Source organism: Streptococcus sp. 596553, from assembly GCF_900411395.1.
GTDB lineage: Bacteria > Bacillota > Bacilli > Lactobacillales > Streptococcaceae > Streptococcus > Streptococcus mitis_BA.
Genome location: NZ_OXCQ01000010.1, coordinates 52,258 through 77,447, shown reverse-complemented (window position 1 = coordinate 77,447; position 25,190 = coordinate 52,258). Strand labels below are relative to the sequence as shown.

Annotated in this window: 40 protein-coding genes and 1 tRNA gene; 38 read left to right on the top strand and 3 right to left on the bottom strand. The window is 40.7% G+C overall.

Annotation, left to right across the window (positions count from 1 at the left end; translation table 11 throughout):
• The coding region (locus DSY56_RS12490; protein WP_234990574.1) for a helix-turn-helix domain containing protein at nucleotides 1-218 on the top strand (218 nt) is incomplete at its 5' end.
• Nucleotide 219: 1 nt separating this feature from the next.
• Nucleotides 220-444 (top strand): DUF3310 domain-containing protein, encoded by a 225-nt coding sequence (locus tag DSY56_RS09500; RefSeq protein WP_112445314.1) that lies wholly within the window; start codon nucleotides 220-222, stop codon nucleotides 442-444.
• 20 nt (nucleotides 445-464) lie between these two features.
• Here DSY56_RS09500 and DSY56_RS09495 read toward each other — a convergent pair whose 3' ends face one another.
• Nucleotides 465-818 (bottom strand): type II toxin-antitoxin system PemK/MazF family toxin, encoded by a 354-nt coding sequence (locus DSY56_RS09495; RefSeq protein ID WP_112445311.1) that lies wholly within the window; start codon nucleotides 816-818, stop codon nucleotides 465-467.
• Nucleotides 802-1,017 (bottom strand): type II toxin-antitoxin system PemI/MazE family antitoxin, encoded by a 216-nt coding sequence (gene mazE, locus DSY56_RS09490; protein ID WP_049524334.1) that lies wholly within the window; start codon nucleotides 1,015-1,017, stop codon nucleotides 802-804. Before mazE ends, DSY56_RS09495 begins: the two co-directional genes overlap by 17 nt.
• A gap of 129 nt (nucleotides 1,018-1,146) precedes the next feature.
• Here mazE and DSY56_RS09485 point away from each other — a divergent pair, with 129 nt between their 5' ends.
• From DSY56_RS09485 to DSY56_RS09440, 10 genes are all read left to right on the top strand, one after another.
• A complete protein-coding gene (locus DSY56_RS09485) occupies nucleotides 1,147-1,575 on the top strand; it encodes an ArpU family phage packaging/lysis transcriptional regulator (RefSeq protein WP_001165368.1) in 429 nt (142 codons plus the stop codon).
• Nucleotides 1,576-2,050: 475 nt separating this feature from the next.
• A tRNA-OTHER gene (locus DSY56_RS09480) sits at nucleotides 2,051-2,129 on the top strand.
• Nucleotides 2,130-2,233: 104 nt separating this feature from the next.
• Nucleotides 2,234-3,499 (top strand): DNA modification methylase, encoded by a 1,266-nt coding sequence (locus DSY56_RS09475; RefSeq protein WP_112445309.1) that lies wholly within the window; start codon nucleotides 2,234-2,236, stop codon nucleotides 3,497-3,499.
• A gap of 29 nt (nucleotides 3,500-3,528) precedes the next feature.
• A complete protein-coding gene (locus DSY56_RS09470) occupies nucleotides 3,529-3,990 on the top strand; it encodes a stress-induced protein (RefSeq protein WP_112445307.1) in 462 nt (153 codons plus the stop codon).
• A 2-nt stretch (nucleotides 3,991-3,992) separates the two neighbouring features.
• A complete protein-coding gene (locus DSY56_RS09465; protein WP_112445305.1) occupies nucleotides 3,993-5,258 on the top strand; it encodes a PBSX family phage terminase large subunit in 1,266 nt (421 codons plus the stop codon).
• Nucleotides 5,249-6,664, top strand: coding sequence for a phage portal protein (locus tag DSY56_RS09460; protein ID WP_112445303.1), 1,416 nt, complete (start codon nucleotides 5,249-5,251; stop codon nucleotides 6,662-6,664). The genes DSY56_RS09465 and DSY56_RS09460 overlap by 10 nt, the downstream gene beginning before the upstream one ends.
• Nucleotides 6,645-8,186: a minor capsid protein gene (locus DSY56_RS12685; protein WP_112445301.1), complete on the top strand. Its 1,542-nt coding sequence runs from the start codon at nucleotides 6,645-6,647 to the stop codon at nucleotides 8,184-8,186. Before DSY56_RS09460 ends, DSY56_RS12685 begins: the two co-directional genes overlap by 20 nt.
• Nucleotides 8,155-8,358: a CPCC family cysteine-rich protein gene (locus DSY56_RS09450; RefSeq protein ID WP_112445316.1), complete on the top strand. Its 204-nt coding sequence runs from the start codon at nucleotides 8,155-8,157 to the stop codon at nucleotides 8,356-8,358. The genes DSY56_RS12685 and DSY56_RS09450 overlap by 32 nt, the downstream gene beginning before the upstream one ends.
• Nucleotides 8,359-8,412: 54 nt before the next feature.
• Complete coding sequence (locus tag DSY56_RS09445) at nucleotides 8,413-8,655, top strand: hypothetical protein (RefSeq protein WP_112445299.1); 243 nt, start codon at nucleotides 8,413-8,415, stop codon at nucleotides 8,653-8,655.
• A 123-nt stretch (nucleotides 8,656-8,778) separates the two neighbouring features.
• Complete coding sequence (locus DSY56_RS09440) at nucleotides 8,779-9,093, top strand: hypothetical protein (RefSeq protein WP_112445297.1); 315 nt, start codon at nucleotides 8,779-8,781, stop codon at nucleotides 9,091-9,093.
• 260 nt (nucleotides 9,094-9,353) lie between these two features.
• Here DSY56_RS09440 and DSY56_RS09430 read toward each other — a convergent pair whose 3' ends face one another.
• Complete coding sequence (locus DSY56_RS09430) at nucleotides 9,354-9,560, bottom strand: hypothetical protein (RefSeq protein WP_084946641.1); 207 nt, start codon at nucleotides 9,558-9,560, stop codon at nucleotides 9,354-9,356.
• 170 nt (nucleotides 9,561-9,730) lie between these two features.
• Between DSY56_RS09430 and DSY56_RS09425 the strand changes: the two genes are divergently transcribed.
• The 26 genes from DSY56_RS09425 to DSY56_RS09315 are packed head-to-tail and all read left to right on the top strand — an operon-like array spanning nucleotide 9,731 to nucleotide 25,186.
• A complete protein-coding gene (locus DSY56_RS09425; protein ID WP_112445293.1) occupies nucleotides 9,731-10,312 on the top strand; it encodes a phage scaffolding protein in 582 nt (193 codons plus the stop codon).
• Nucleotides 10,312-11,304, top strand: coding sequence for a major capsid protein (locus DSY56_RS09420; protein ID WP_112445291.1), 993 nt, complete (start codon nucleotides 10,312-10,314; stop codon nucleotides 11,302-11,304). The genes DSY56_RS09425 and DSY56_RS09420 overlap by 1 nt, the downstream gene beginning before the upstream one ends.
• A 15-nt stretch (nucleotides 11,305-11,319) precedes the next feature.
• A complete protein-coding gene (locus DSY56_RS09415; RefSeq protein ID WP_112445289.1) occupies nucleotides 11,320-11,715 on the top strand; it encodes a hypothetical protein in 396 nt (131 codons plus the stop codon).
• Nucleotides 11,712-12,068 carry a hypothetical protein gene (locus tag DSY56_RS09410; RefSeq protein WP_112445287.1) on the top strand — a complete coding sequence of 119 codons (357 nt, stop codon included), beginning with the start codon at nucleotides 11,712-11,714 and terminating at the stop codon, nucleotides 12,066-12,068. The genes DSY56_RS09415 and DSY56_RS09410 overlap by 4 nt, the downstream gene beginning before the upstream one ends.
• Nucleotides 12,065-12,556, top strand: a complete 492-nt coding sequence (locus tag DSY56_RS09405) for an HK97 gp10 family phage protein (protein ID WP_112445285.1) — start codon at nucleotides 12,065-12,067, stop codon at nucleotides 12,554-12,556. The genes DSY56_RS09410 and DSY56_RS09405 overlap by 4 nt, the downstream gene beginning before the upstream one ends.
• On the top strand, nucleotides 12,546-12,962 hold the full coding sequence (locus DSY56_RS09400) for a phage tail terminator family protein (RefSeq protein WP_112445283.1): 417 nt from the start codon (nucleotides 12,546-12,548) through the stop codon (nucleotides 12,960-12,962). Before DSY56_RS09405 ends, DSY56_RS09400 begins: the two co-directional genes overlap by 11 nt.
• Nucleotides 12,955-13,125 carry a hypothetical protein gene (locus DSY56_RS12085; protein WP_023948067.1) on the top strand — a complete coding sequence of 57 codons (171 nt, stop codon included), beginning with the start codon at nucleotides 12,955-12,957 and terminating at the stop codon, nucleotides 13,123-13,125. The genes DSY56_RS09400 and DSY56_RS12085 overlap by 8 nt, the downstream gene beginning before the upstream one ends.
• The gene (locus DSY56_RS09395; RefSeq protein WP_112445281.1) at nucleotides 13,125-14,438 is read left to right on the top strand and encodes a phage tail sheath family protein; all 1,314 of its coding nucleotides are present in this window, start codon (nucleotides 13,125-13,127) and stop codon (nucleotides 14,436-14,438) included. Before DSY56_RS12085 ends, DSY56_RS09395 begins: the two co-directional genes overlap by 1 nt.
• A gap of 13 nt (nucleotides 14,439-14,451) precedes the next feature.
• Entirely contained in the window at nucleotides 14,452-14,916 is a 465-nt protein-coding gene (locus DSY56_RS09390) for a phage tail tube protein (protein ID WP_015973666.1), read from the top strand.
• A 15-nt stretch (nucleotides 14,917-14,931) separates the two neighbouring features.
• On the top strand, nucleotides 14,932-15,336 hold the full coding sequence (locus DSY56_RS09385) for a phage tail assembly chaperone (protein ID WP_112445279.1): 405 nt from the start codon (nucleotides 14,932-14,934) through the stop codon (nucleotides 15,334-15,336).
• Between the two features lie 17 nt (nucleotides 15,337-15,353).
• Nucleotides 15,354-15,527 (top strand): hypothetical protein, encoded by a 174-nt coding sequence (locus tag DSY56_RS11930; RefSeq protein ID WP_160109923.1) that lies wholly within the window; start codon nucleotides 15,354-15,356, stop codon nucleotides 15,525-15,527.
• Between the two features lie 3 nt (nucleotides 15,528-15,530).
• On the top strand, nucleotides 15,531-17,777 hold the full coding sequence (locus DSY56_RS09380) for a tape measure protein (RefSeq protein WP_112445275.1): 2,247 nt from the start codon (nucleotides 15,531-15,533) through the stop codon (nucleotides 17,775-17,777).
• Nucleotides 17,778-17,790: 13 nt separating this feature from the next.
• Complete coding sequence (locus tag DSY56_RS09375) at nucleotides 17,791-18,483, top strand: phage baseplate protein (protein WP_061759919.1); 693 nt, start codon at nucleotides 17,791-17,793, stop codon at nucleotides 18,481-18,483.
• Entirely contained in the window at nucleotides 18,483-19,448 is a 966-nt protein-coding gene (locus DSY56_RS09370; RefSeq protein ID WP_234990573.1) for an XkdQ/YqbQ family protein, read from the top strand. Before DSY56_RS09375 ends, DSY56_RS09370 begins: the two co-directional genes overlap by 1 nt.
• Nucleotides 19,448-19,750 (top strand): DUF2577 domain-containing protein, encoded by a 303-nt coding sequence (locus tag DSY56_RS09365; RefSeq protein ID WP_112445271.1) that lies wholly within the window; start codon nucleotides 19,448-19,450, stop codon nucleotides 19,748-19,750. Before DSY56_RS09370 ends, DSY56_RS09365 begins: the two co-directional genes overlap by 1 nt.
• A gap of 2 nt (nucleotides 19,751-19,752) precedes the next feature.
• Entirely contained in the window at nucleotides 19,753-20,145 is a 393-nt protein-coding gene (locus DSY56_RS09360) for a DUF2634 domain-containing protein (RefSeq protein WP_023948079.1), read from the top strand.
• Nucleotides 20,135-21,262 (top strand): baseplate J/gp47 family protein, encoded by a 1,128-nt coding sequence (locus DSY56_RS09355; RefSeq protein WP_112445269.1) that lies wholly within the window; start codon nucleotides 20,135-20,137, stop codon nucleotides 21,260-21,262. Before DSY56_RS09360 ends, DSY56_RS09355 begins: the two co-directional genes overlap by 11 nt.
• Entirely contained in the window at nucleotides 21,262-21,855 is a 594-nt protein-coding gene (locus DSY56_RS09350) for a putative phage tail protein (protein WP_112445267.1), read from the top strand. The genes DSY56_RS09355 and DSY56_RS09350 overlap by 1 nt, the downstream gene beginning before the upstream one ends.
• Nucleotides 21,848-22,123, top strand: coding sequence for a hypothetical protein (locus tag DSY56_RS09345; protein ID WP_112445265.1), 276 nt, complete (start codon nucleotides 21,848-21,850; stop codon nucleotides 22,121-22,123). The genes DSY56_RS09350 and DSY56_RS09345 overlap by 8 nt, the downstream gene beginning before the upstream one ends.
• Entirely contained in the window at nucleotides 22,116-22,565 is a 450-nt protein-coding gene (locus DSY56_RS09340) for a hypothetical protein (RefSeq protein ID WP_112445263.1), read from the top strand. Before DSY56_RS09345 ends, DSY56_RS09340 begins: the two co-directional genes overlap by 8 nt.
• 4 nt (nucleotides 22,566-22,569) lie before the next feature.
• Nucleotides 22,570-23,058 (top strand): phage upper tail fiber protein, encoded by a 489-nt coding sequence (locus tag DSY56_RS09335; RefSeq protein WP_112445261.1) that lies wholly within the window; start codon nucleotides 22,570-22,572, stop codon nucleotides 23,056-23,058.
• Nucleotides 23,059-23,066: 8 nt separating this feature from the next.
• On the top strand, nucleotides 23,067-23,474 hold the full coding sequence (locus DSY56_RS09330) for a hypothetical protein (RefSeq protein WP_112445259.1): 408 nt from the start codon (nucleotides 23,067-23,069) through the stop codon (nucleotides 23,472-23,474).
• Between the two features lie 17 nt (nucleotides 23,475-23,491).
• Nucleotides 23,492-24,094 carry a hypothetical protein gene (locus DSY56_RS09325; RefSeq protein ID WP_112445257.1) on the top strand — a complete coding sequence of 201 codons (603 nt, stop codon included), beginning with the start codon at nucleotides 23,492-23,494 and terminating at the stop codon, nucleotides 24,092-24,094.
• The gene (locus DSY56_RS12080) at nucleotides 24,087-24,239 is read left to right on the top strand and encodes a hypothetical protein (RefSeq protein WP_191973374.1); all 153 of its coding nucleotides are present in this window, start codon (nucleotides 24,087-24,089) and stop codon (nucleotides 24,237-24,239) included. Before DSY56_RS09325 ends, DSY56_RS12080 begins: the two co-directional genes overlap by 8 nt.
• 10 nt (nucleotides 24,240-24,249) lie before the next feature.
• Nucleotides 24,250-24,687 (top strand): hypothetical protein, encoded by a 438-nt coding sequence (locus tag DSY56_RS09320; RefSeq protein WP_112445255.1) that lies wholly within the window; start codon nucleotides 24,250-24,252, stop codon nucleotides 24,685-24,687.
• 13 nt (nucleotides 24,688-24,700) lie between these two features.
• The gene (locus DSY56_RS09315; protein ID WP_112445253.1) at nucleotides 24,701-25,186 is read left to right on the top strand and encodes a hypothetical protein; all 486 of its coding nucleotides are present in this window, start codon (nucleotides 24,701-24,703) and stop codon (nucleotides 25,184-25,186) included.
• Nucleotides 25,187-25,190: the final 4 nt, after the last annotated feature.

The window sequence follows — 25,190 nt, the reverse complement described above, 5'->3', positions numbered from 1 at the left end:
TTTTAGACTTGACTATATTTCACAAAGATGTAGTTTCGCTAGCCAATCAAGGTATAGCTGTAAAAGATATCGCACAAAAATTAGGACTACATTACAATCAGGTATATTACTACTTGAATAAACATCAGATTCCTTACAAAAAGCGAGAGTTTAGAAATCAAAGTAACAATCTCGCTTGGAGTAATTTGAATGATATGATTTTTATGAGGAGGACTTAACATGACAGACAACATAAACAAACCAAGCCACTACCAAGGTGCAAACGGTCTTGAGGCTATCGATGTTGTGCATAACTTCGTTGGGAGCCTTTCCGGAACGTCTGCTTTCTTTTGGGGCAACGCAATCAAGTATATGTTACGGTTTCAAAAGAAAAACGGTCTGGAAGACCTGAAGAAAGCCAGAAAGAACCTTGATTGGCTGATTGAGGAATTAGAGAAAAACTAAAAAAGCCCAATCCATAAGGACTAGGCTTCAAAGATGAAGTTGTAGAGTTGGACAACCTTCTGAAAACTGGTTGTATCCATGGTTGTGATTTTTTGAGCCCTGCGCTCTCTAAAGTCAAAGGTATAGAGTTGGAGTGGATTGACAGAGCCGTCTACCTTATTGGAACGCACAGGAACGAGCAGGCCTTGTTCTTCTAGTCTGCTTTGACCGTGTGTAATAGGGCATACAGCCACAAATCCCGTCCGCTCCGAATATTCTCTACGCGAGACGACAATAGCAGGACGGCGTTTCTGAATCTCACGTCCAACAGACGGGTCAAAGTCAATCCAGATGATGTCCTGTTTTTCTGGAATGTAATCATATTTCGCTGTCAAGGAATCTTACCCCCTCAAAGTCATCTTCCATGCGTAGGTCTGCATCTCCACTAAATGGGTCTGGAATTTTTGGAGCTAGGACAATGACATTATCTACACCCTTGTAGACAAACATTTCCTGACCTTCTGGAACATTGAGTGTTTTCGGAATGGTCACAGTGACAGAGTTCCCAACCTTACGAGTTTTAACAGTATTCATTTGTTTCTCCTTTGCTTTGTATACATACAGTATACACCTAAAAAGGGAGTAAGGCAAGAAAAAAGCCAGCACAGCTGACTTCTCGTGTTATAGTTTCGCATAACTATTATATCATGAGGAGGAGTTCGTGTGCAAATAGAGTTATTGGATATCATCGATGAAAAGAAAACTAGAAAGGAAGCTATCAAAGTACTCAAAAAATACAGTCGTCTGAGACGGATAGCTGGAGAAGAATACGCTCCAAAAATCACAATATCCTACTCGCTGGAGCCAAGGTCATCAAGTGGTCAGACAAGTAAGCAGGTAGAAAGCATGGTCTTGCGTAGAGTATCAGCTCAGCAGGATTTAGAACTAATCGCTAAAGCAATCAACAATCTTTCCGATATGGAATATACACGTATCCTAATCGAACGATATTGCAGGAAGAAAAGGAGGGAAGACTACAGCATCTACTCAGAACTAGGCTACTCATCCAGTGAGTATTATCGGATATTAAACAAAGCTCTATTAGAGTTTGCGGAGTCCTATCAAGCAAGCAACCTTTTGGTTTACAAGTGATTTCTGGGAAAATCTTGGGAAAAATCTGGGAAAATCTTGGGAGAATTGGAACGAAAAAAGGTGTTAAAATAGTATTATCCAATGATTGGCAACGAACAGTCATGAGGACTCCTAAAAATATAGAGGTTCCGGCCTCTTAGACAGTAAGGACAGGTTAGCAGGTTGTTTGGGTCTCCTTGAAACTTTTACCAAACGTGCGTTTTACTGCTAGACCAGTTGGTTCGATTCCAGCTACTGTCATTTGAGTGTTTGTGTCCCAGAATGGGGTAGGCAGTTGGCTTAGCATTCATATATCACTCATTAACTTAAAAATGGTTGCAGAAGTGACTGGACCTCGCATGATTGCGTAGCTACTTATATCCTAGGTAAGTTATAAGCTAGGCGGTTTGATTCCGCTAGAGGTTTTAAATGACTACAAAAAATAAAAATGAAGTCAAAATTTAATACACACGCAAGGTTGTAGTCGTCTTGCAGTTGGAACGTAGCTCAGTTGGTGGAGCGATATGACTATAAAGGGTCTGAAACGTAGGCAGGTTCGAGCCCTGTCGTTCCAATTTTTACAGAATTGGCTGTAAAAAGCAAAGTCTAAAGGACTATATAACCCGAGAAACACATATCTTTTGGATGTGTGTTTTTTGGTTTCTTGAGGAGGGAAACAGTGAAGATTGTTGATAAGCCGATTGAATGGCTAAGACCTTACGAAAATAACCCTAGGAACAATGAACAAGCAGTTGAAGCAGTGGCCAATTCTATAAAGGAATTCGGTTTTAAGGTTCCGATTGTCGCAACGATTGATGGAGAAATCGTAAACGGACATACAAGGTTTAAGGCAGCGAAGTTTTTAAAGCTAAAAACTGTACCAGTTCTTATTGCAGATGATTTGACAGAGGAACAGATTAAGGCATTTAGACTTGCTGATAATAAGACAGGGGAGCTTGCTGATTGGGACGTTGAACTACTTTATAGCGAATTAGATGAACTTACTGGTTTTGATATGACGCTTTTTGGGTTCGAAGATATTGACTTTTCTTTAGATGATTTTGAAGAAGATGAAAAAGAGACGGGAGAAGAAGTCGATATCGATTCCGAAGAGAAGCCGAAAGTAGAATATGGAGATATTTTTCAGCTAGGACGACACCGTTTGATGTGTGGCGATAGCACATCTGCTGAAGATATGGCACGGTTAATTGATGGTGCGGTGATAGATTTATATGTTACAGACCCACCATATAACGTGGCCTATCAAGGAGGAACTGATGAAGCTATGACAATCATGAACGATAGCATGGATGATGTTAGTTTCAGACAATTCCTAAGAGATGCATTTGTGGTTGCAAACAACCACTTAAAACCAGGGGGAGCGTTCTATATCTGGCATGCAGATTCGGAAGGTTTAAATTTTAGAGCTGCAGTAAAAGAGACAGGTTGGCTACTGAAACAGTCCATTATCTGGGTCAAGAATGCTATTGTGTTAGGTCGTCAGGACTATCAATGGAAGCATGAGCCCTGCTTATACGGTTGGAAAGACGGAGCGAGTCACTATTTTGTGGACAATCGCTCACTAGCTACTGTCATTGAAGAAGATGAAGAAAATCTAAAAGAAATGACAAAAAGCGAATTGATTTCTTACATCAAGACCATGCAGGATACATCTCCGACGACTGTCTTTTATGAGGATAAACCTGTTAGAAACGACATCCATCCGACGATGAAGCCTTTGAAGTTGATTGCTAGATGTGTTTTGAATTCCAGTAAAAAAGGTGACAAGATACTAGATAGCTTTAATGGTGGAGGTTCTACATTAATGGTCTGCGAACGCTCTGAAAGAATTGGTTATGCAATGGAATTGGATCCTGTGTATGTAGAGCGGACCATTAAACGTTGGGAAGAAGAGACTGGACTTACCGCTGAAAAAGTAAGTTAAATTTATTTTTTTGATAAGGAAGTGAGGCGATGGCTAATGAGCAAAATTTGATAAAAAATTCAGAACGAACTCCGAGCGAACGCCGAGAAAATGCAAAAAAAGCAGGAGTGGCTTCTGGTAAAGCTAGAAGAAAAAAATCGAACCTTAAAAAGGCTTTTGAGACAATCCTGCAAGCAGATGTAGCAAGTCCAAACGTTAAGAAGCAACTTGAAGATATGGGGTTTGACACAACTAACGAAATGGCTTTAGCGATGGTTATGATGCAGAAGGCTATGAAAGGTAACGTTAGAGCGTTTGAACAAATCAGCAAGCTGACTACGACAGATGCAAAAGATTCTCTTGATAAGAAAGAGCAAAGAGAACGTATTGAAGCGCTCAAGCTAGGAAACGAGAAGCTTAGAAAACAAATAGGAACATCAGAGGTTGACGTTAAAGACGACGGCTTTATTAAATCTTTAGAAGGGGTGGTTGAAGAAACTTGGCAAGATTAAGAATGCAAACCAATACCTTCAAATTCCAACCTTTTAGCAAAAAGCAGAAGAAAGTGCTGACTTGGTGGCTTTGGAACTCTCCAGTTCATGAGTCAGAAGGCATTATCGCTGATGGTGCTATCCGTTCTGGTAAGACTGTCTCTATGAGCCTTGCATTCGTTATCTGGGCGATGACATCATTCAACCATCAAAACTTTGCGATGTGCGGAAAGACAATCGGCTCTTTTAATCGTAATGTCCTGAAGTTATTGTTGGTTATGATACAGTCAAGAGGTTTTAGCTACGTCTATCACCGGACGGATAACCTGATAGAAATCTCAAAAGGCGACGTGTCGAATGATTTCTATATTTTTGGTGGTAAGGACGAGAGTTCACAGGATCTTATTCAAGGTTTGACGCTGGCAGGTATTTTCTTTGATGAAGTAGCGCTTATGCCTGAGTCGTTTGTTAACCAAGGTACAGGACGGTGTTCTGTGACAGGCTCGAAGTGGTGGTTCAACTGCAACCCAGACGGTCCTTATCATTGGTTTAAAGTCAACTGGATAGACAAAGCGGAAACAAAGAACATGCTTTATCTGCATTTTGACATGGACGATAACCTTTCTCTTTCAGAGAACATCAAGAAGCGTTATAGAAGTCAATATCAAGGTGTTTTCTATCAGCGCTACATTCAAGGTCTTTGGACGGTTGCAGAAGGTATTGTCTACGATATGTTCAGTAAGGATAAGCATGTTGTATCAACATTGCCAGAAATGAGCAAGCTGGGCAAATATGTCTCGGTCGACTACGGTACGCAGAATGCGACCGTTTTTCTTCTGTGGGAAAAAGACATCAATGGCAAGTATTACTTAACAAGGGAATATTATTACTCAGGTCGTGACGAGAACGTACAGAAGACCAATGCTGAGTATGCTGATGATCTAGCTGCTTGGCTAGGAGATACGAACATCGAACGTATTATTATTGACCCGTCTGCTGCTTCATTCATTGCTGAATTGAAGAAGCGAGGATACAAAATCAAAAAAGCTAGAAATAATGTCCTTGAAGGCATTCGTTTTGTTGGGTCTATGCTAGGCCAAGAGAAAATAGCAGTACATGAGAGTTGTGTGAATACGTTGAAAGAGTTCCACGCTTATGTCTGGGACGAGAAAGCCTCAGCAAATGGCGAGGACAAACCTATCAAGCAATTTGACCACGCAATGGACGCCCTGCGTTATTTCTGCTATACAGTATTATTCAAGTCAGGAGGTATGACTGTTTGGAAATAGAAGTAATTAAAAAAATAATCTCGTCGCAGATGGTCAAACATGGAAAGTTTGTCTCACAAGCAGCTGAAGCCGAGAAATACTATCGTAACGAGAATGATATTAAACGAAAGCGTAAGCCTGCTGATAAGAAAGGCGCTGAGAATGAAGCGAAAGCAGAAGATAATGCGTTTCGTAATGCTGACAACCGTATTAGTCACAACTGGCACCAGTTATTGCTTGACCAGAAAAAGGCTTATGCGTTGACCTATCCGCCTACATTTGATGTGGACGATAAAAGCGTTAATGATAAGATTGTAGACGTCTTAGGAGACGATTATGAACGTATCAGCAAGCAACTTTGCGTTAATGCAGGAAATTCTGGTATCGCTTGGCTTCATGTTTGGAAAGACGCTAGTGATAACTCGTTTAGATATGCTTGCGTTGACTCAAAAGAAGTGATACCAATCTATTCAAAGTCTTTGGATAAGAAGTTGATTGGGGTACTGCGAGTTTACTCTAGCATAGATGAAACAGATGGTAAGAATTATACTGTTTACGAATATTGGAACGACAAAGAGTGCTCTTTCTATCGTCACGAAGAAAATAAACCGCTGGAAGAATTAGAAACATTCCAAGCTATCTCTTTGATTGATACCATGAATGGAGATCACTCTAGCGACAACACTTTCAAACATGATTTTGGTCTTGTTCCTTTTATTCCGTTTAAAAACAATGAAATCGAGACCAACGACTTGAAACCAATCAAAGACCTAGTTGATGTTTACGACAAGGTCTTTAGTGGATTTGTCAATGATACAGACGATGTTCAAGAGGTTATCTTTGTCCTTACAAATTACGGTGGGCAGGACAAGCAAGAGTTTCTGGAAGATTTGAAACGCTACAAGATGATTAAGATGGACAACGACGGTATGGGAGACCAGTCAGGAGTTACAACTATTGCGATTGACATCCCAACCGAAGCAAGAAATCTGATTTTAGAGCGAACTAAGAAACAAATTTTTATTAGTGGCCAAGGGATTAACCCTGAAACAGATAAGTTGGGGAACAGTTCTGGAGTTGCTTTGAAGTTCCTATATTCGCTCTTAGAGTTAAAGGTTGGGAACATGGAAACTCAGTTCAGAAGTGGATATGCTACGCTTGTTAAGATGATCTTGAAACATCTAGGGTTGTCTGACAAATTCAAAATCAAGCAAACATGGACACGGAACTCAATCAATAACGATACAGAAATGGCTCAAGTAGTTTCTACTCTTGCAACTATCACATCAAGAGAGAATGTAGCTAAATCGAATCCAATTGTAGAAGATTGGCAGGATGAGCTGCGCTTGCAGAAAGCTGACCAAGAGGGACGACCTGAAAAACTCTACGATATGGAAGAGGTAGAGCATGAGTCGGAAACTGAATAAAGAAGAGAAGATTGCTTTCATAGAATCTCTTGATGACCTCAGCCGAGAAGAGAAAGACAGATTGTTATATGAGCTGGCTCAGATTGACGACCTCAGCGAGATAATAGACTACATCGATAATTTATACCACAGAACACTAAAACGCATTACAGTGCGTTTAGAGGCGTTTGAGAGGGTATCTAAAAATCGTAGTGACTCATTACCATTTTATCTGCTATCCCTGACTAAGACTGATCAATTGAAAACCAAGCAAGAGATTGCTAGCTTTGTTAAGAAACATTCTGATTTAACAGAGTGGTCAAGGTCAATAAAAGTCAAAACAAATGCAGATGCCTTGTTTGCTGGTGTTGAGATGGATATCGCTGAAATGACTGGCAAAATCAACAAGCGAATAGAAACACATCTCAAACAAACCTACCAAGAAACTTACTTAAATCGTGCTTACAACTACCATAAGCAGACCAAAAGAGAACCGAATTTCAAGCCTGAGCGCCTAGAAGAAGAATATCTTCAAAAGGCAATCAAGGAAAACTTCAAAGGTAAGCGGTTCTCTGAGCGTGTTTGGGGTAGCAATATGGACGAATTGGTTAGTAGAGTAGAATCACTTGTAACAAATGATTTAAACCGAGGCTATCCGATAGACCAGTCCAGTAAACTTCTAGCAATTGAGTTCGAACGTGCTCGTAATCGTGCGGTTACTGTTTTGCAGACGGAAACGAACGGTATTCAGGCTCAGGCAACGCTGGATGAATATCAGGACGACAATATCAAGAAGTACAGGTATCTAGCGACCTTAGAGGTTCACACATGCCCTATTTGTGGTGAGTTGGATGGTAAGGTATTTCTTGTTAAGGATGCAGAGAAAGGTGTAAATTACCCGACCATGCACCCTCACTGTCGATGTACGACGATTCCTGCCTTAGAAAAAGGTGGGAAACGCTATGCAAGAGATATTGAAACAGGGAAAGGCTATGAGGTTGAAAGTGGTCAGACCTTCAAGGATTGGCGAAAGCAACAACTTGATAAGTATGGTCAGACTGCCATCAAAGACAAGCTACAAGCTGAACGATTGGAAAAGGACAGAGTCCGCAGAACCAAGGAGCAGTTCATAGCTTATAGGCAGGTTTTAGGCTCTCAAAATATGCCCAAAACATTTGCAGGCTTCTATGATTTGAAGTATAATGATGTTGAGGGATACAAGGAACTGAAAGACCGCATCAGATGGACAAAGTCCAAGTTTCCTACTGAGAAATCTTTAAATGGACATTTCAAAAGTCATGGGAAAGAGTTCGGCGATATAACCATTGAAGAATACCAAAAAATGGCGTCTGATTTGTTATCAAAACCGACCTCGGACAAGATATTAGGTTATCAGACAGGACATAGACGAGTTCGCTATGATATTGATAACAATATCTATGTTTTGGCTAATCCAAAAACATTCAAAATCAAAACAATGTTTAAACCGGACTTAGGAAGGGAGTATTATGATGGAGAATTCAAAAAAGACATGGGAAATTGACGGAGAACTATGGCTACATTGTCCTGTTTGCGGAACTGAAGTTATGGACTATGATATCTGTGACGTCTGCCATTGGCAAAATACAGGCATTATAAATATTGATGGCGGTCCAAATAAAATGACACTTGCAGAGGCTAAAGAAGCTTACGCAAAAGGCTTACCAATTAGATAAACAAGCACCTAGAGAAATCTAAGTGCTTTTCTTATGCTTAGAAAGGAACGAGAAATGAAATACCGTAAAAAACCAGTAGTGATTGAGGCCATTAGATTTATTGGCTCAAACTATGAAGAAATCAGAGAGTTTATTGGTCAAAATACCTTGTGCTCTGATTCAAGTATTGTCATTCCAACGCTTGAGGGAGATATAGTGGCTCAAAAAGGCGACTATATCATCAAAGGTGTGCAAGGTGAGTTTTATCCATGCAAACCTGACATCTTTAAAGAAACATACGAAAAAGTAGAGGAGTAAAGATATGTTTATCTGGGATTTAGTATCAATCGCTTTCGGGTGGTTGGTATTTTTGTTTTTAATCTTTATTATTCTGGCCGTGATCAGCGGAATAATTAAAGGTGTAAAGAAAGGGTTGAAAAAATGAATCGTAATAAAAAGCCTAGCATGAATAAGGTGAAAATAGGTGGCATCGTCTACGAAATCGAAAAAATAACTGATTTACAGGGAAAACAGGGGGAATGGGGGCATATTGAGTACAAGACATGCAGGATTGTTCTTGACGACTCAGCTAGTCAACAAATCGAAGCTCAGACTCTTATTCACGAAATCACGCATGGCATTTTAGTTGAAGCTGGCTACATAAATCACGAAGAAGAGCAGGCAGACCGAATTGGGAAAATTCTTTATCAAGTTTTGGTTGATAATGACTTTTCATGGCTTAAAAACAGAAAATAGGCTATTCAATATCTTGGCTGGCAGGAATAGACTGCTATAAATTACTGTAAATTGCTATAAACCGCATCGAAACCGAGGCGGTTTTCTTATCTCTAACCGTATGGAATTCCGTACGGTTAAATTTATATGTTGGAGGTCTTACCTTGAGGAAGTATACAAAAATAGCACTAACAATTGCTGTAACCGTCATTACAACAAAGCTAGTGCTACACATAGAAGAACAGCGAAAAATCAGAAACTTACATAATTCAATTAATAAACTAATCGATAGTAAGAACTTCTGACAATACGCTATATATTAGACGTTTGGAAACTTCAATTGGATAATCTAGTTGGAGATAAGCAAATTCATCGGATTTTGACTTATCAGGATTATCAATATAATTTTCTTTTATTTCTTTAGCCATTTGAGTGAAAATTTCTTGGCTTTTCTTAGAAATTAAAGTTTCCAATTCAGATTTTTTCATAATCTCACCTCCTTTTGTCTATTATACAACTAGGAAAGATTATAAACAATCGCCCTGAACATGGCGTTAAAAGGTTCAACTATTGGACAAGTCCGTAGTCCTAACAAAAGCGGAGCGACTGGTGATGGAGAACACCTAAAAAGCCTAGCGTAGAGGAAAGGATTTTCAAAATGAAAAAAGAACAACTGGCAAACATCGGCTTAACTGAAGACCAAATTTCTCAAGTCTTCGCTTTGCATGGTGCGGATATCCAAAAGTTAAAGGATGATGTGGCAAGTAAAGAAAGTGAATTGGAGAGCGTGCGTGGACAGCTGACACAACGTGATAAAGACTTGAATGATTTGAAGAAAAAGGGCGCAGATGTTGAAGATATTCAGCAAAAGCTAGAGGACTTACAAGCCAAGTACAAACAAGATACAGAAGCGCTTGAGACGAAACTAGCAGATGAGAACAAATCTCGCTTAATCGATGCTGAGTTGACCAAAGCTGGCGTTCGAGACGCAGAAATTTTTGAGAAAATCTTAAACAAAGACGAAATCTCTGTAAAAGATGGCAAATTGATTGGCTTGACTGAGCAAATCGAAGCTCAGCGTGCCAAGAGTCCATATCTATTTAACGGGGAGAAACAAGCCCAATACACGCCAAATCAAGGCGATGGGCAAGGTGCTAATTTAGGGAATTGGGAAACTGCTATGAGCAATCCTAACTTCAACCTAACTCAATTTTTAGAACAACAAGGAGAAAATAACTAATGGCTAATGAACTTACAAAAATTCTAGACACGATTACACCTCAACAATACAATGCCTACATGCAACAGTACACGGCTGCTAAATCTGCTTTTGTACAAAGTGGTATCGCAGTATCAGACGAACGTGTATCAAAAAATATTACATCTGGTGGTCTATTGGTCAACATGCCTTTCTGGAATGACCTTACTGGCGATTCTGAAGTTCTTGGAAATGGCGACAAAGCGCTAGAAACTGGAAAAATCACTGCTGGAGCAGACATTGCCTGCGTTCTTTATCGTGGACGTGGTTGGGCTGCTAACGAATTGACTGGTATTGTAGCTGGTTCTGACCCAGTCCGTGCTATCTTGAACCGTATCGGTGCTTACTGGTTGCGTGAAGACCAAAAAGCCTTGATTGCTACCTTGAATGGTATCTTTGCTACTGGAACAGGTGGTGAGAAAGGTGCTCTTGAAGAAACTCACGTATCAGACCAATCAAAAGCGTCTACCGGTATCGATGCAAGTATGGTACTTGACGCCAAACAATTGCTTGGAGATTCTGCTGATCAAGTTACTGCGATTGCTATGCACTCTGCGGTTTACACTAAACTACAAAAAGATAACTTGATTCAATACATCCAGCCAACAACTGCGACAATCAACATTCCAACCTACCTTGGTTACCGTGTCATTATTGATGATGGTATTGCACCAACAGGAGATGTATATACTTCATATCTTTTCCGCACAGGTTCAATCGGTCTTAACACAGGAAATCCATCAGGATTGACTACGTTTGAAACTTCTCGTGAAGCAGCTAAAGGTAACGACATGATTTACACTCGTCGTGCCCTTGTTATGCACCCATACGGTGTGAAATGGACTGGCGCAGAAGTGGATGCTGGAAACATCACTCCATCAAACGCTGACTTGGCTAAATTCAAAAACTGGCAACGTGTTTATGAGCCTAAGAACATCGGTATTATCGCTTTGAAACACAAAATTGGCAAATAGATTGGGTGACAGAATATGATTCAAGAATTGAAACAAGACAACACAATGTACTTGATCTCATGCGTTCGGAAAATGCGTCAGGATAATTATTTCAAAGACATGGAAGTTCTCCACTACGCTTTAACCCAAGCAGAAAACGAGATTTTGAATTATATTCACCAAGACAGTGTGCCTGGACGTTTAGAGAACGTATGGATAGACATGACCAACGACTTATTGGACAAGGTCAAGGAGCAAAGCGTGCTTGCTGAAAAGGCAGACGCAGACGATTTTTCGGTTAAGAGTATCAAAATGGGCGATACGACAATCGGAAAGGTTAGTCCTTACGAAATGATTCAACGAATGAAACAAGTGCCGTCATCACTTGAGCGCTACAAGCGTCAGTTGAATCGTTTTAGGAAGCTACTATGACTGAATATGCTAAGACAGTCTTTGATTGCTTGTTTGACTGTAAAATGACGGTTAAAGGTTATACAGAGCAAGAGATAGACGGTTTGACTAGTATGTCAGAAAGCGTGCTATTAGAGGACATTCCTTGCAGGATTTCGCAAATGAGCAATAGTTCAACGAACGGGATCGACTATCAAGCTAACGGCTATGATATGAAACTCTTTTGCTCTGTTGTCTATGATATTCCTGCAGGTTGCAAGATTGAGGTGACTGATAGAAATGGGCACGTTAAAGTGTTTACACGTTCTAATGTGCCTATTGGTCAGTATTGGTCACATCAAGAAATTGCTATAAAACTAGAGGGCAAGTCATGAGTGGCAGTTTTGATTATCGTAGTTTCGCTAAGTTTGCTAACAACTTCAACAAGAACGCGAATCATGCGAAAGTAGACCGATTTATGAGGCAGACCTTGAATCATGAAGGTACAGAACTAAATTCCAAAGTGAAAGAGAGAACCCCTGTTGGTGTTTATACGGATCATTGGGTTGAGTTCACAACCAAAGATGGCAAACACGTCAAATTTTGGGCAAGTGCTCATGGAAAACAAGGCGGAACCTTGCAAAAAGCCTGGTCTAAAAGCCGTATTGAAGTATCTGGACGGACTTATAAGCAGAAAGTTTATAACAAGGTCTACTATGCCCCACACGTTGAGTACGGGCATAAGACGGTTAATGGCGGCTTTGTTCCAGGGCAGTTTTTCCTTCATAAAACGGTTGAAGATACTAAAAGCGATATGGAGAAGCGTGTCCGTGATAAGTATGATGGCTTTATGAGAAAGGTAGTGTTAGGAAATGGCAAATAAAGGCTTTCGGTTAGTCGAGGAGTTAGTTAGTCATATCAAGGGGTTATATCCTGACATCAGGATTTATCTGGATGAAGTAGAGCAAGGTTTTAAAGAGCCTTGTTTTTTTATCCATGTGGTTGATACTAAGTACACTCCAGAGGCCAATAAATATGTGAAAGTACGTTCTAAAGTGGATTTGTCTTATTTTCCTCCTAAGAAAAAGCGTAGCGAGTGTTTAGCAATGCAGGAAGAATTGAGTTATAAACTCTTACACTTGCCGACGATTCATTTATTTGACCGTCAGTATGAAGTGGTTGACAACATTCTGCATTGTATTTTTAACGCAAGCACACGCTTGAAGTTAGAAGAGGAAGATATCAAACAACGTGAATTGAAAGTGAAAGAAGAGGTAAAAGATGGATAATGTAGACGGAATTGTGTTCCCTACTGCGGACATTTTGGAAAGTAGCGCTTTTACCAACGGAGAAAAAGACATTTTGGGGGCTATTTTAGACCCAGAAGAGTCTTATAGTTTGGAAGAAGCACGAGCAAAACTAGAATACGAACTAGGAAGGAAGATTAACTAATGGCAGGTGGAATTTGGAAACGCCAAAATAAAGTAAGACCAGGTGCTTACATCAACGTCAAATCAAAAGACATTGCAATGACTCGACTTGGTGGTGATGGTGTCGTAACAGTACCGTTGGCACTCAGTTTCGGAGAATCAAAGAAACTGATGAAAATTCGACGTGGCGAAGACCTATTTAAAAAACTAGGTTATGAGCAAGAAAGCCCTCAGCTTTTGTTGCTAAATGAAGCATTCAAGCGTGTCAGTGAAGTCTTGCTCTATCGTCTAAATACGGGCGAAAAGGCAAACGTAAGCCTTTCAGACAATGTAACGGCTCAAGCTAAATATAGCGGTGTCCGTGGGAATGACATCACAGTAACAGTCAAAACAAACGTAGACGACCCAAGTTCATTTGATGTTGTCACATTCCTTGATACGGTAGTGATGGACTCACAAACTGTAAAAGTCTTGGCTGATTTGAAAAACAATGATCTAGTTGAATTTTCAGGAACTGGCGAACTGCAAGCAGTGGCTGGCGCTAAATTGACTGGCGGTACTGACGGTGCAGTCTCAACTCAAGACTACTCAGAATACTTCAAAGCGCTTGAAACAGTTGAATTTAACTATATGGCTTTGCCAGTAGAAGACGCTTCTATCAAGAAGGCAGCTATTAACTTTATCAAACGTATGCGTGAAGATGAAGGACTAGGTGCTCAATTGGTTGTTGCGGACTCTGACGCAGATAGTGAAGCGGTAATCAACGTTAAAAACGGTGTTATCTTGTCTGATAAGACGGTTATTGATAAGACGAAAGCGACTGTATGGGTTGCAGCAGCCAGTGCAAATGCTGGTGTTGAAAAATCATTGACTTATGAGAAGTATGAAGACTCTGTTGATGTTGTGGGTCGTTTGAGCCATACAGAGACAGAAGATGCGCTTTTGAAAGGGCAATTCGTCTTTACTGCTCGTCGTGGTCGTGCGGTAGTTGAACAAGATATCAACTCACACGTCAGCTTCACGATTGAAAAGAACCAAGACTTCCGTAAGAACCGTATCTTGCGTACCTTGGACGATATCGTGAACGATACTCGTTATGCTTTCTCTGAGTATTTCCTTGGAAAGGTAAGCAACAACGAAGATGGACGTCAAGCGTTCAAAGCGAACCGTATTCGCTACTTCAAAGACCTTGAGGCTCGTGGCGCTATTGAAGACTTCAAAGTGGAAGACATCGAGGTACTACGTGGTGAGTTGAAAGAATCTGTAGTGGTTAACGTTAAAGTGAAACCAGTGGACAGCATGGAAAAACTGTACATGACAGTTACAGTAGAGTAGGGAAGGAGATAGTATGGCTTTTTTAAAAGGTCGTGACGTAATCAGCGGTCAGGAAGGTACCGCTTTTATTCACATCGACGGAAAAAATGAGTTCATGTTCTATATCAAGGAACTTGAAGCAACAGTTAAGAAAAACAAAGAAGAAGTCCGCACCCTTAACAAACGTGGTACGCAAGTGAAGGCTACTGGTTTCAAGGGTGAAGGTAAGATGACCATCTACGGTGTCACTTCAACATTCAAGGAAATGATGTTGGATTACATGAAGAATGGTCGTGATACATTCTTTGATATCCAAGTGACCAATGACGATGCGACAAGTTCAATCGGTCGTCAAACAACTATCTTGCGCGAATGTAACCTTGATGAAGTTGTGATGGGCCAACTAAAAGTTGAAGAAGATTTCTTGGAAGAAGAAGTCAACTTTACTTTTGAAGATGTGGATATCTTGGAAAAATTTAATGCGCCTAAATTAGGTTAGAAAGAGGATAGATAAATGGCAATTTCAGACTTTTTACTAGAAAACGTTCAGCAGGACGAAACAAAGGAAGTACACCTTAAACGTTTCAAATCTCCTTTCGTCATTCGAAGCATTGACGAAAGTCTAAACGATACGTTGAAGAAACGTGCGACAATCAAGAAGAAAAACCGCCAAGGTGTGGCTATTCCTGAGTTCAACAACGATAAGTACATTGACTCTTTGATGTCTGCTTGCGTTGTTACGCCAGACCTAAAAGACGCTCAACTACAAGAGTCTTATCGTACAGTTGGGGATGAAGCAGCAACCTTGAAAGCTATGTTGAAGATTGGGGAATATGCTACCCTAATGCAAGAAATCCAGTCGCTTAACGGCTTTGACGAAGATATCAATGATCTTGTTGAAGAAGCAAAAAACGACTAGAGGACGGGGACGCAGAGTTGAGTTATGCTTACTACTGTTTGCATCAATTCAACTGGACTCCGTCCTTTTTGGATAGTTTATCTAAACGTGAAAAAGCCTTGATTTTTGCCTTTATCGATATCCGAGTAGAGGCAGAAGAAAAGGAACACAAAGAAATGGAAAGAAAAAGCAGAGGAAGGAGGAGACGGTAGAAGATGACTACATTAACACAGACCCTAACGCTTAAAGATAAATTTTCTAATTCATTGAATAAGATTAATAACACAATCGATCGAACTATTGGAAAATTTGGCGATTTGGATAGACGTGTCAAGAAGATGACGCAAACTGCAACGATTAAAGTCAAAGCAGATATGCCTAAAAATCTAAATGTGCCTAAAGTTGCTAGTCCTGTAGCACCTAAACCGGCTGCACCTATCGCTCCTAAACTTCCTCCAACTGGGCCTCTTATTGGTGGCTTAGGCGTTGCTACATCCATGCTTGGTCGTATGGCCTCTATTTCTCGTGCTTTGAATTTCATGGTTGCTATTCAAGCCTTGAGGCAAATGGCTAATTTAATGAGTGGCCTGATTAAGTCAGGTGATGATTATATTCAGACCATGGCAAGGCTTAAGACGATAGAAGACGGATCTAAGACAGGCCAAGAACTCCAAGACGGTATCATGGCGGCAGCACAACGCTCAAGGACTGGCTTCGGTATCATGGCAGACTCAGTGGCTAAACTACGCTCACAAGCTGGAGAAGCCTTTAAAAGCAATGATGAAGCTATTGCATTCGCTGAACAGTTGAATAAACTTTATAAAATCGGTGGTGCAAGCTTAGAGCAACAAAAAGCAGGGACGCTTCAAATCACACAGGCACTTGCTTCAGGGGTTCTTCGTGGTGATGAGTTTAACTCTATGATGGAGAACGCTCCGCTTGTTGCCCAAAAACTAGCTAGACACCTTGGTGTCAGCGTTGGTCAATTGAGGGCGATGGCTAAAGATGGCCAACTAACAGGAGATATCCTTAAGAGTGCCTTGCTTGGTTCAGCAGTTGAAACAAACGCTGAGTTTGCGAAAATGCCGATGACCTTTGCCGACATGATGACTCAGGTTGGTAACGTTGCTTCATACGCATTTCAGCCTTTAATTCAAGCATGGCAAGAGTTCATTAACAGTACCGCTGGACAGAACTTCATGGCAGGTTTAGAAACCGCTATGTTTGCGATTGGCCAGATAGCTTTGTGGCTCTTTAATCTCTTTGTTGCAGGTTGGAACTGGGTTACTGAGAACATCAATATAGTCATGACTGCATTAATACTTCTTGCGGCAGTTGCTCTTATAGCAGGTGTTGCAATGTTTGTAGCGGGTTTGATGGCAGGAGCACCTTGGGCTTGGCTGATGCTGATACTGATAGGTGTAATTGGAATCGCGCTATTAATCGGTATGGCTCTAAATGCTATGGGGATTTCATTCTTAGATGTTGCAGCTGCTATCGTTGCAGCCTTTGTCTTTGTCGGAACGGTAGTTTATGACATCATTATGTTCGTTATCAATCTTGTCATGTTTATGATTGCACCTATTGTGAATCTCTTCATAGGTATTTACAATATTGGTTTAGCAATTGCAGAATTTTTGAGAAATGTCTTTAAGCACCCGATATATTCCATCAGAAAGTTATTTTATAATCTTGTTCGAACTGTATTAGATTATTTTGCTTCGTTTGTTGATGGGGTAGTCAATGTAGCGCAAGCTATCGGTAATGCTTTTATAGCAGGTGCCAATATGGCTATTAAAGCTATCAACTGGATCATTGACGCTTTGAATAAGATACCAGGAGTGAATCTAGGAAAAGTTGGCGAAATGGGGTATATGTCCAATGACGGTAGTTTTGCCAATGGTATCCGTGCTATGGGAGAGATGTTTAATCCAGGAGAGGCTCCTGATGATTATGAATCTTTTGACGGCATGCGTGCTAACATGATAACTCCAGGCGGTTTATGGGATGGGATGAAAAATCCTTTCTCAACTGCTGGCAATGCTTTTAGTGGTACCAAGGCTTTTGGTCAAGGTGTTGGTGATGCCATGCAAGGCTTCGCTGATAAGATGAAAGGTCAAGACGAACTTGCTTCTAAGTTTGACCAAATGAACCAAACGCCTGCAGGGGCTGGTGCTCCTTCTGGTGGTGCTGGTGGTCTTGGCGACAAGCTAGGCAAAGGCAAGAACATTGGTAACGTCGGTAAGATTGAAGATGAAGTCAAGCTGAAAGACGAAGATATCAAGATGATGCGTGATGTTGCAGAACGTAAGTACATCATTGATTACCAAGTTTTAACACCTCAAGTTAGTGTTAAATATGAGTCTAAAAATAGCGCTACTGAACAGGATATCGATGATTTGGTTGACAGAATTGAAGAAAAGATTGTCGGTTTGGTCGATAGCGACCTAGGAATTGCGTAGGAGGTAGAAAGAAATGGCGATTGGTATTTTCGTAGAGTACAAAGGTCAGGTCACACAACTTCCTGTAAATCCAGAAGAGCTAAAAACGAAGAATAGCGCAAATAACGAGTCAACAACGAGTATTGCGCTAGGAGAAATAACCCAGATGAGTTTTCCTAAACTCTCTGAGGTTACTTTCACTTCATTCTTCCCTAGAGACACTTTTCGCTCTTATGTCCTGAATAAATCAGGAACGCCTGAAACCTATGTCCGACTCTTGAAGAAAATCATGGACGGCAAAGAACCTTGTCGCTTGATTATCTCTGGCGTGGGTATCAATATGCTTGCGACAGTTGAAAGTTTTGAGCAACAAAGAAAAGCTGGTATTCATGAGGATGTTTACTACGACATCACTTTCAAAGAGTACAAGATGGCCAAGGCTCGGTTTGTAAAAATCGAGAAGAAGGTATCAGAAGAGAAGAAAGCTAGTCAGCCTCAGAAAGAACAGGCTCCCTCAACTAAGAAAGAAGTGACTATCGGTGCAAAGGTGCTTGTTAATGGGCAACTTCATAGAGATAGCTATGGAGAAGGGCCTGGTCAAACTGAGTCAAACGCAACTAGACTTGTCAATTATATCAATATGAAAGGGTCGCATCCTTATCACGTTACTATGCTTGATGGCGGTTGGCGTGGTTGGGTTACTGCTGATTCGGTGCAAGTCCTATGATGGAATTTCTGATTCAAGATGTGAATGACGGTAAAGTCTTTGATATCACTGAGTTGGTCGGAGGTGTCAAATGGGAAACTAGCATTGATTTTCAGCCGGGGAAACTTGAGTTTGATATGATTATAGACTCGCAGGTCGCTTGTAACTTTGGGGATGTTATCCGCTTCAAGGTAGATGATAAGGGCATTTTTTACGGTAAAGTTTTCAAGAAAAAGCGGAAATCAGCCAAGAAATGGTCTGTTACTGCTTATGACAGAATGAGGTACCTGAAAAACACTGATACAATCGTGTTTGAAGCCTCTAAAAGTCATGAAATCTTTAGTAAGATTTGCGAAATCTCAGAACTTGAGTACAAAGTTGTTGACGAGGGAAACTGGACGTGTCCTGAGAAAATCGAAGATAAGAAAACTTATTTTGCGATGATCCAGAACGCTTTGGACTTAACATTGATTCATGGTGGCATGTGGTACATCATCAGAGATAACTTTGGTACAGTCGAGCATATAGCCTTAAATTCGCTGATTACTGACTTAGTGATTGGTGATGATAGCGTAGCGACAGACTTTGACTATGAAGGCTCTATCGATGACAGTTACAACTATGTGAAGCTGACTAAAGACAACAAGCAGAGTAATAAGCGTGAAGTTTACGTTGTGAAAGACTCTAAAAATGTGGCTCTTTGGGGCAAGTTGCAGTACCACGAAAAAGTGGATGAAAAAATGAATGAGAGTCAGATTCAACAGAAGGCTGAACTCTTATTGAAAGCTAAAAATCATCCTAAAAAGACTTTTAAAGTCCCTTGTTTAGGACATCTTGGAATCAGTGCAGGCAACAGTGTTGTGTTGGATTTTGCTGATTTAGAGTCTGAAGGGATTAAGAAGAACAGTCTTGGCATCATCTCTAAATGTACCCACAAGTGGGACAAGGTGCATACAATGGATTTAGAATTGAGGACGCTGGAATAATGGCAGGAGAGTTATTAGCACGCCTTTTGGCGCAAGGAGTAGATGATGGGACAGACAGAACAGATATTGTTTTTGGCTCTGTCATATCTGTTTCTCCTTTAACAATCAAGGTTAATAATAAACTTGAAATCCCTGAGTCTTTTTTAGTTCTAAGTCCGATGGTTAAAGAACTACGCACTGGAGATACTGAAGGGGACAACAAGAGATGGATTGTTTTTCGTGATCTTGAAGCAGGAGACAAAGTCTTAATGATTAAAGCCCAGAACGGGCAATTATACTACGTTTTACAAAGGATGGAGTGAAGATGGTAGATATACGAAATATTGAAGAAGTTGTTTTGCCATCCTACACTTATCAAGTGAAAAATGGCAGAATACACGGATATATAGATGGATTAGAGGCCATGAGGCAAGCAGTTGAAAAGATTTTGCTTACAGAACGGTTTGAGTGGGTCATCTACTCTTCAAACTACGGAGTAGAATTAGAGCGCTTGATTGGAAAACCTTATGATTTTGTAAAAGCTGACCTTGAGAGAACAATTTCTCAAGCCTTGTTAGTTGATACAAGAATTAAAAGTGTCCAAAATTTCTTCATCGAGCAACAAACTAAGGACAGCTTACTTTGTGTCTTTGAAGTCCATACTATATCCGGTTTATTTAAAGTTGAAAAGGAGGTGACGCTGATTAATGATAGGTGATTTCTTAGAAAAATACACGTTTGATTATCTGATGAATGACGCTCTTTCTCGTGTCAATGAAAATATTGATACACGGGAAGGTTCTATCATCTATGACGCATTAGCGCCTGCTTGTTACGAGTTAGCTGGTTTTTATTTGCAGTTGAAAAATCTACTGCTAGATACATTTCCACAGACTGCTATTGGTCAATACCTAGACTACAAGGTTGAGGAGTTCGGTCTACATCGTTATCCGTCCAAGAAAGCGGTACGCTTTGCGGAGTTTAAAAACGAGAGAAAAGAAGGCGTACAAATCGCTTTAGGTTCTCGTTTTGCGACAATTGACGATGCTGCACTCATCTACAAGGTAGTTCGTGCAACTAATGTAGCTGGCAAGTATGAAGTAGAGTGTGAGACGACTGGCGTTGTCGGAAACCGCTACTACGGCAATATCTTACCCTTGGAGAACTACAGGAACCTCGCCACTGCAGTCTTAGGGGAAATCGTTACATCTGGGCAAGATGAAGAAACTGACGATGAATTGCGGAAGCGTTTCTTGATTTACGTCAATGAGAAGCCGTTTGGCGGTAACTTCATCGAGTACGTTCAGCGTGTTCGTGAAATTGACGGTGTTGGCGCAGTTCAGGTCTATCCAGTTTGGAACGGCTCAGGAACGGTTAAAGTGGTTGTTTTAGACAACGACTTAAACTTGGCGTCTACTGAGACAATTAAGAAGGTGCAAAATGTTCTGGATCCACTAGAATATACTGGAAAAGGAGTTGGACTAGCTCCTATCAACCACCGTGTGACGGTTACGACTGCGACACGATTCCCGATTGATATTGAGTTTAAACTTGAGTTGATGACAGGATATCAGCTAAATCAAGTGAAAGAACTGGTAGACAAGACACTAGACCAGTATTTCTTAGACTTGAGAAAGAACTGGGCGCAATACTCAGATGTCAACACCTACAGCATGAAAATCTATCGCTCGCAGTTAATGGCCAAGCTACTGACCATTACAGGTATCGCAAACGTTGATAAGATGAAATTGAATAACCGTGAAGCTGATTTAGCACTTGTTTTTACAGGACAATTACAACAATTGCCGTATAAAGGAACAGTGAGGACAGTTTAATGGTGAAAGAGGTAAACTTATCTGAATACGTTCCAGATTACTACGAGGGCGTCAAAGATATGAAAGAACTGGTTCGAGTTGAAAACGCTCTGTTTAAAGACGGGACTGTCTCGTTAGAGCAGTTCATCAAGAACCAGTTTATTATGTATTGTGATGTTCCTACCTTAACGAAATTTGAGGAAGTCTACGGTATTGTTGCTCATGCTGACGATACGTTGGACTGGAGAAGAGAGCGTGTTTTACTGCGTATCAATATGAGACCACCATTTTCTTGGTGGTTTTTAATTCGCAAATTGGACGACCTTTTCGGAAAAGGAAAGTACAAGGCTTCAGTAGATTTCGCTAATCAGGTCTTACTGATTGAGTCTGGTGCGGAAACGAGCGGACTTTTCAGAGAGTCAGTTATTTTTGTCAATGCGATAAAACCAGCAAATATGGGATATACGCATATCCCGACAGTAACAGAGCGTGTCAAATTGAAAGAACGGTTATTCAAGACTTCAGTAGATTTCGCTAGAGCAGGTTATGCAGTTGTAGGAGTGACACCTTTTGAATATGAAGGGCCACAAGAGGAGGTTTTATTCAATGATTAAAGAAACGTTACTAAATACAGTTACAGAAACCGTACTAGCTAAAATCAACAAAGCAAGGTTGAACGATAATCAAATTGTGACGATACAGAAACAACGAGAGCAACGTTTTGTTTTGATTGATTTCTTGGTACCAGACTCAATCAGAGAAATTAACAAGATTGAGTTGTTAGACGCTTCAAATGTACCTCAGTCTGTTATTGATGTATACGTTCCGATTGAAACAACGACACGATTCAAATATAGACTGGAGGTGCTAACGGATGGCTAAAATCTGGAGGTCAAGAGATATTATCGGCGCTGAGGATGCGCAACGATGGGAAAACAAAGCCGACGCAACCCACCGTCACAAAGTTGCTGATATTGACGGTCTTGAAGAGATTATCGGCAACCAAACAACAAACAAAGCGAATCAAGCAGATCTTACTGCTCACATCAACAACCGCAACAACCCACACAATGTAACCAAGGCGCAGGTAGGCTTGGGGAATGTGGACAATGTAAAGCAAGCCAGTTACATAGATCATGAAGCTACTAAAAGAGAAGTCGCCGAGCAAGAACAACGATTGTCATTGCTAGAAGAAATGGTATTACAGAATCGATTCTATGTACCAATCAAAGCTGAAGACAATGATGATGTATTGTTAGGAGACGAAAACAACAATCTAGTCGTAGCTGATTGGAAATACCAAATAGTAGAAAGGGAGGAATAGATGAATGGTAATTATGAGTAACCAAGTTAGAAAAGCTACTGATTTGCCAACGTTATCCAATGTATCTGACAGAGATGTGGTGCTAATCCATAGTGGAGCAGGATTGAAAAAAGTACCTGTGTCCACTTTGAAACAAACATTTACAACACCACAATCAGCTATATCAGTTGCTACATCAAACTCAAACGGTATCGTCAGACCGGATAATCAGACAACAGAAGTGTCAAATGGTGTGATGAAAGCAAAGACTGCAACTAGTGGGCAGGCTGGTGTGGTGCGACCTGACAATTCAACGATTACAGTCGATAGCTCGGGTGTTCTACGAGTAAACAGGTCGGCGCTTGGAATTCCAAGTACACCGTCCGAAGTGATCGCGAATAAATTTGTAAACCAAAACGGAAACCAGCAAATGAAGTATTGGTATGGCTCAAAAGCCCAATATGAAGCAGTCAGAACTAAAGATCCCAACACAATCTATGATGTGTATGAGTAGGTGGTATTATGGCTACAAGAGAAGGAATTTATGTCGGAGGACATGAGATTGTAGAACGGTATGTTGGTAATCGTTTGGTTTGGGAGAAATGGGTCTATGTTGGATATTTCCAGAATCTAAGAACTCCGTTTGAATCACAAGGCTATTTGATTTTTGATTCAATAGATTTAAGTGATTTCAACAATAAATATCGTGACGAGAGCAAAGTAAAGGATGTTAAAGTACGGATTAAGCACCAGAACAATACAATTACAACTGTTTATGCGAAGTATGCGCGGTTGTACGATAGGGATACAAGGCCAGATAATTACAGTAGAGGAAGTGCGCTCTATATCTCATTTAAAGACGATAATCAAAGACAAGTATTCAAAAGTAATGTCACTAGAAACGATTCACTATACTTTTATTTTAAATAATCAGGAGAACATTAAACATGGAATATGTATTAGTAAATAAATTTTTTAGAGTTGGCAAGACGGAAGTCTCTATTCAATGTGACAAGCCGTTTACTTTTTTCACTCGTGAGTTAGAGGGTGACCGTTTGGGTGATACGGACGAAACGCTCATTGAAGCAGTCAAAGAGATTTTACGAACCGAACTTGACCCAACTAGTGCCATTGTCAAAAACCAAGAACAATTGGCTAAAACGCAAGAACAACTGGCTAAGACGACGGAAGCGCTGGAGAGAGCCAATCAGCTCATGGATGGCATGCAGAAGGTCAATCTCCAGAATGCTCAGGATATTGAGGATATCTCAGCACGATTGGAAGAGCTGGAAGCTCAAGGAGAGTCTGACCAGGAGGAGAAAGAGGAGGCAGAGGAGGACACCCCTCAGGTTACGGACACAGAAAACCAAGCTGAAGAAGCAGAACCAGCACCAGCGCAACCAACTACTGAACAACCAGTAGCAGAAGCGCCTATCCAACCTGCACCAGCAGTAGAACAACCAACAGAAAGCGAGACAGAACATGAAATTCCTACACCGACAAGCGAAGCGAGCACTAGTGAAAACAATGGAGGTAGCAACAATGAGTAAGATTACACTAGACCAGGCAAAAATCGACATGTACATCAACCTACTGGAACGTGAAGCAGTTGACTTTTCATGGGTACATAAACGCTGGAAGGACCGTGTGCGCAAGGAATTGAAGAGACGTGGTTTGAGCCATTTGGCAGACTAGCGAGGTGCTTATGGATGTCTTACAACAAACAGAACATTTCTTTATGAATGTGCTACCAGTAGCGACGCCAATCGTCGTGGCTTGGTTAGGCTATAAAATGCCGAAGAAAACAAAAGAAGAAACAGATAAAATCGTCTCGGAACTAACCGATGTCAAGAAACAGATTGAAGATGTCCAGACTACCGCTAAAGATAGCAATTCCAAAATCGATGAAGTACAAGAGAAGTTAAAAGTACACGACGAGGCGCATCTAAATACAATGAAGTTGCGCCTTGACCGTGATATGCGACGGGCTATTCGTAGAGGGTTCACTTCAAAAGACGAATTTTCCCTAGTGGAAAGTCTGCACAAAAGCTACAAGGCTTTAGGAGGTAATGGCTACATAGACCGCTTATTCAACGATTTTGAAAAATTGGAGATTAAGGAAGACATCTTAGTAGATGATTAGAAAGAGGTGCAGAATGGGTTGTAACAAACGTAGAGTTAATACAACCAATTTGGTTCGGATTGATGGTGGCGACCTTATTAAACAAGGGGATTTGTCTTCTACTTTTGGATTTGAATTGTTAGATGAAAATTACCGTGTCATGACCTTATTTGAGGGTCAAGATGCGGTTGTTACTCTAACAAAGGGACAACGCAGGTGGAAGACAACTGCTCCCGTCACTAGCCATTCTGTCAATTTTAATTTAGATAGTATTCTACCAAGCGGAAAATACCGAGTGGAAATCTCGGTTGGAGGGTATATCTTCCCAAGCGATAGAGATACTTATATTGAAATTGAAGACTCAGATAAAGAATTGGTTACGGAAGATGTCTACACTTTGAAGGAATTAGACATCGAAAAAGAAGTAAAAAAACAACTTGCAGGAAGACCTGCAAGAGAAGGTGGAGCATGTCCGGAATTTCCCGATCTACTCTTCTTTTATAATATTGGAAAGGTATAGAAAA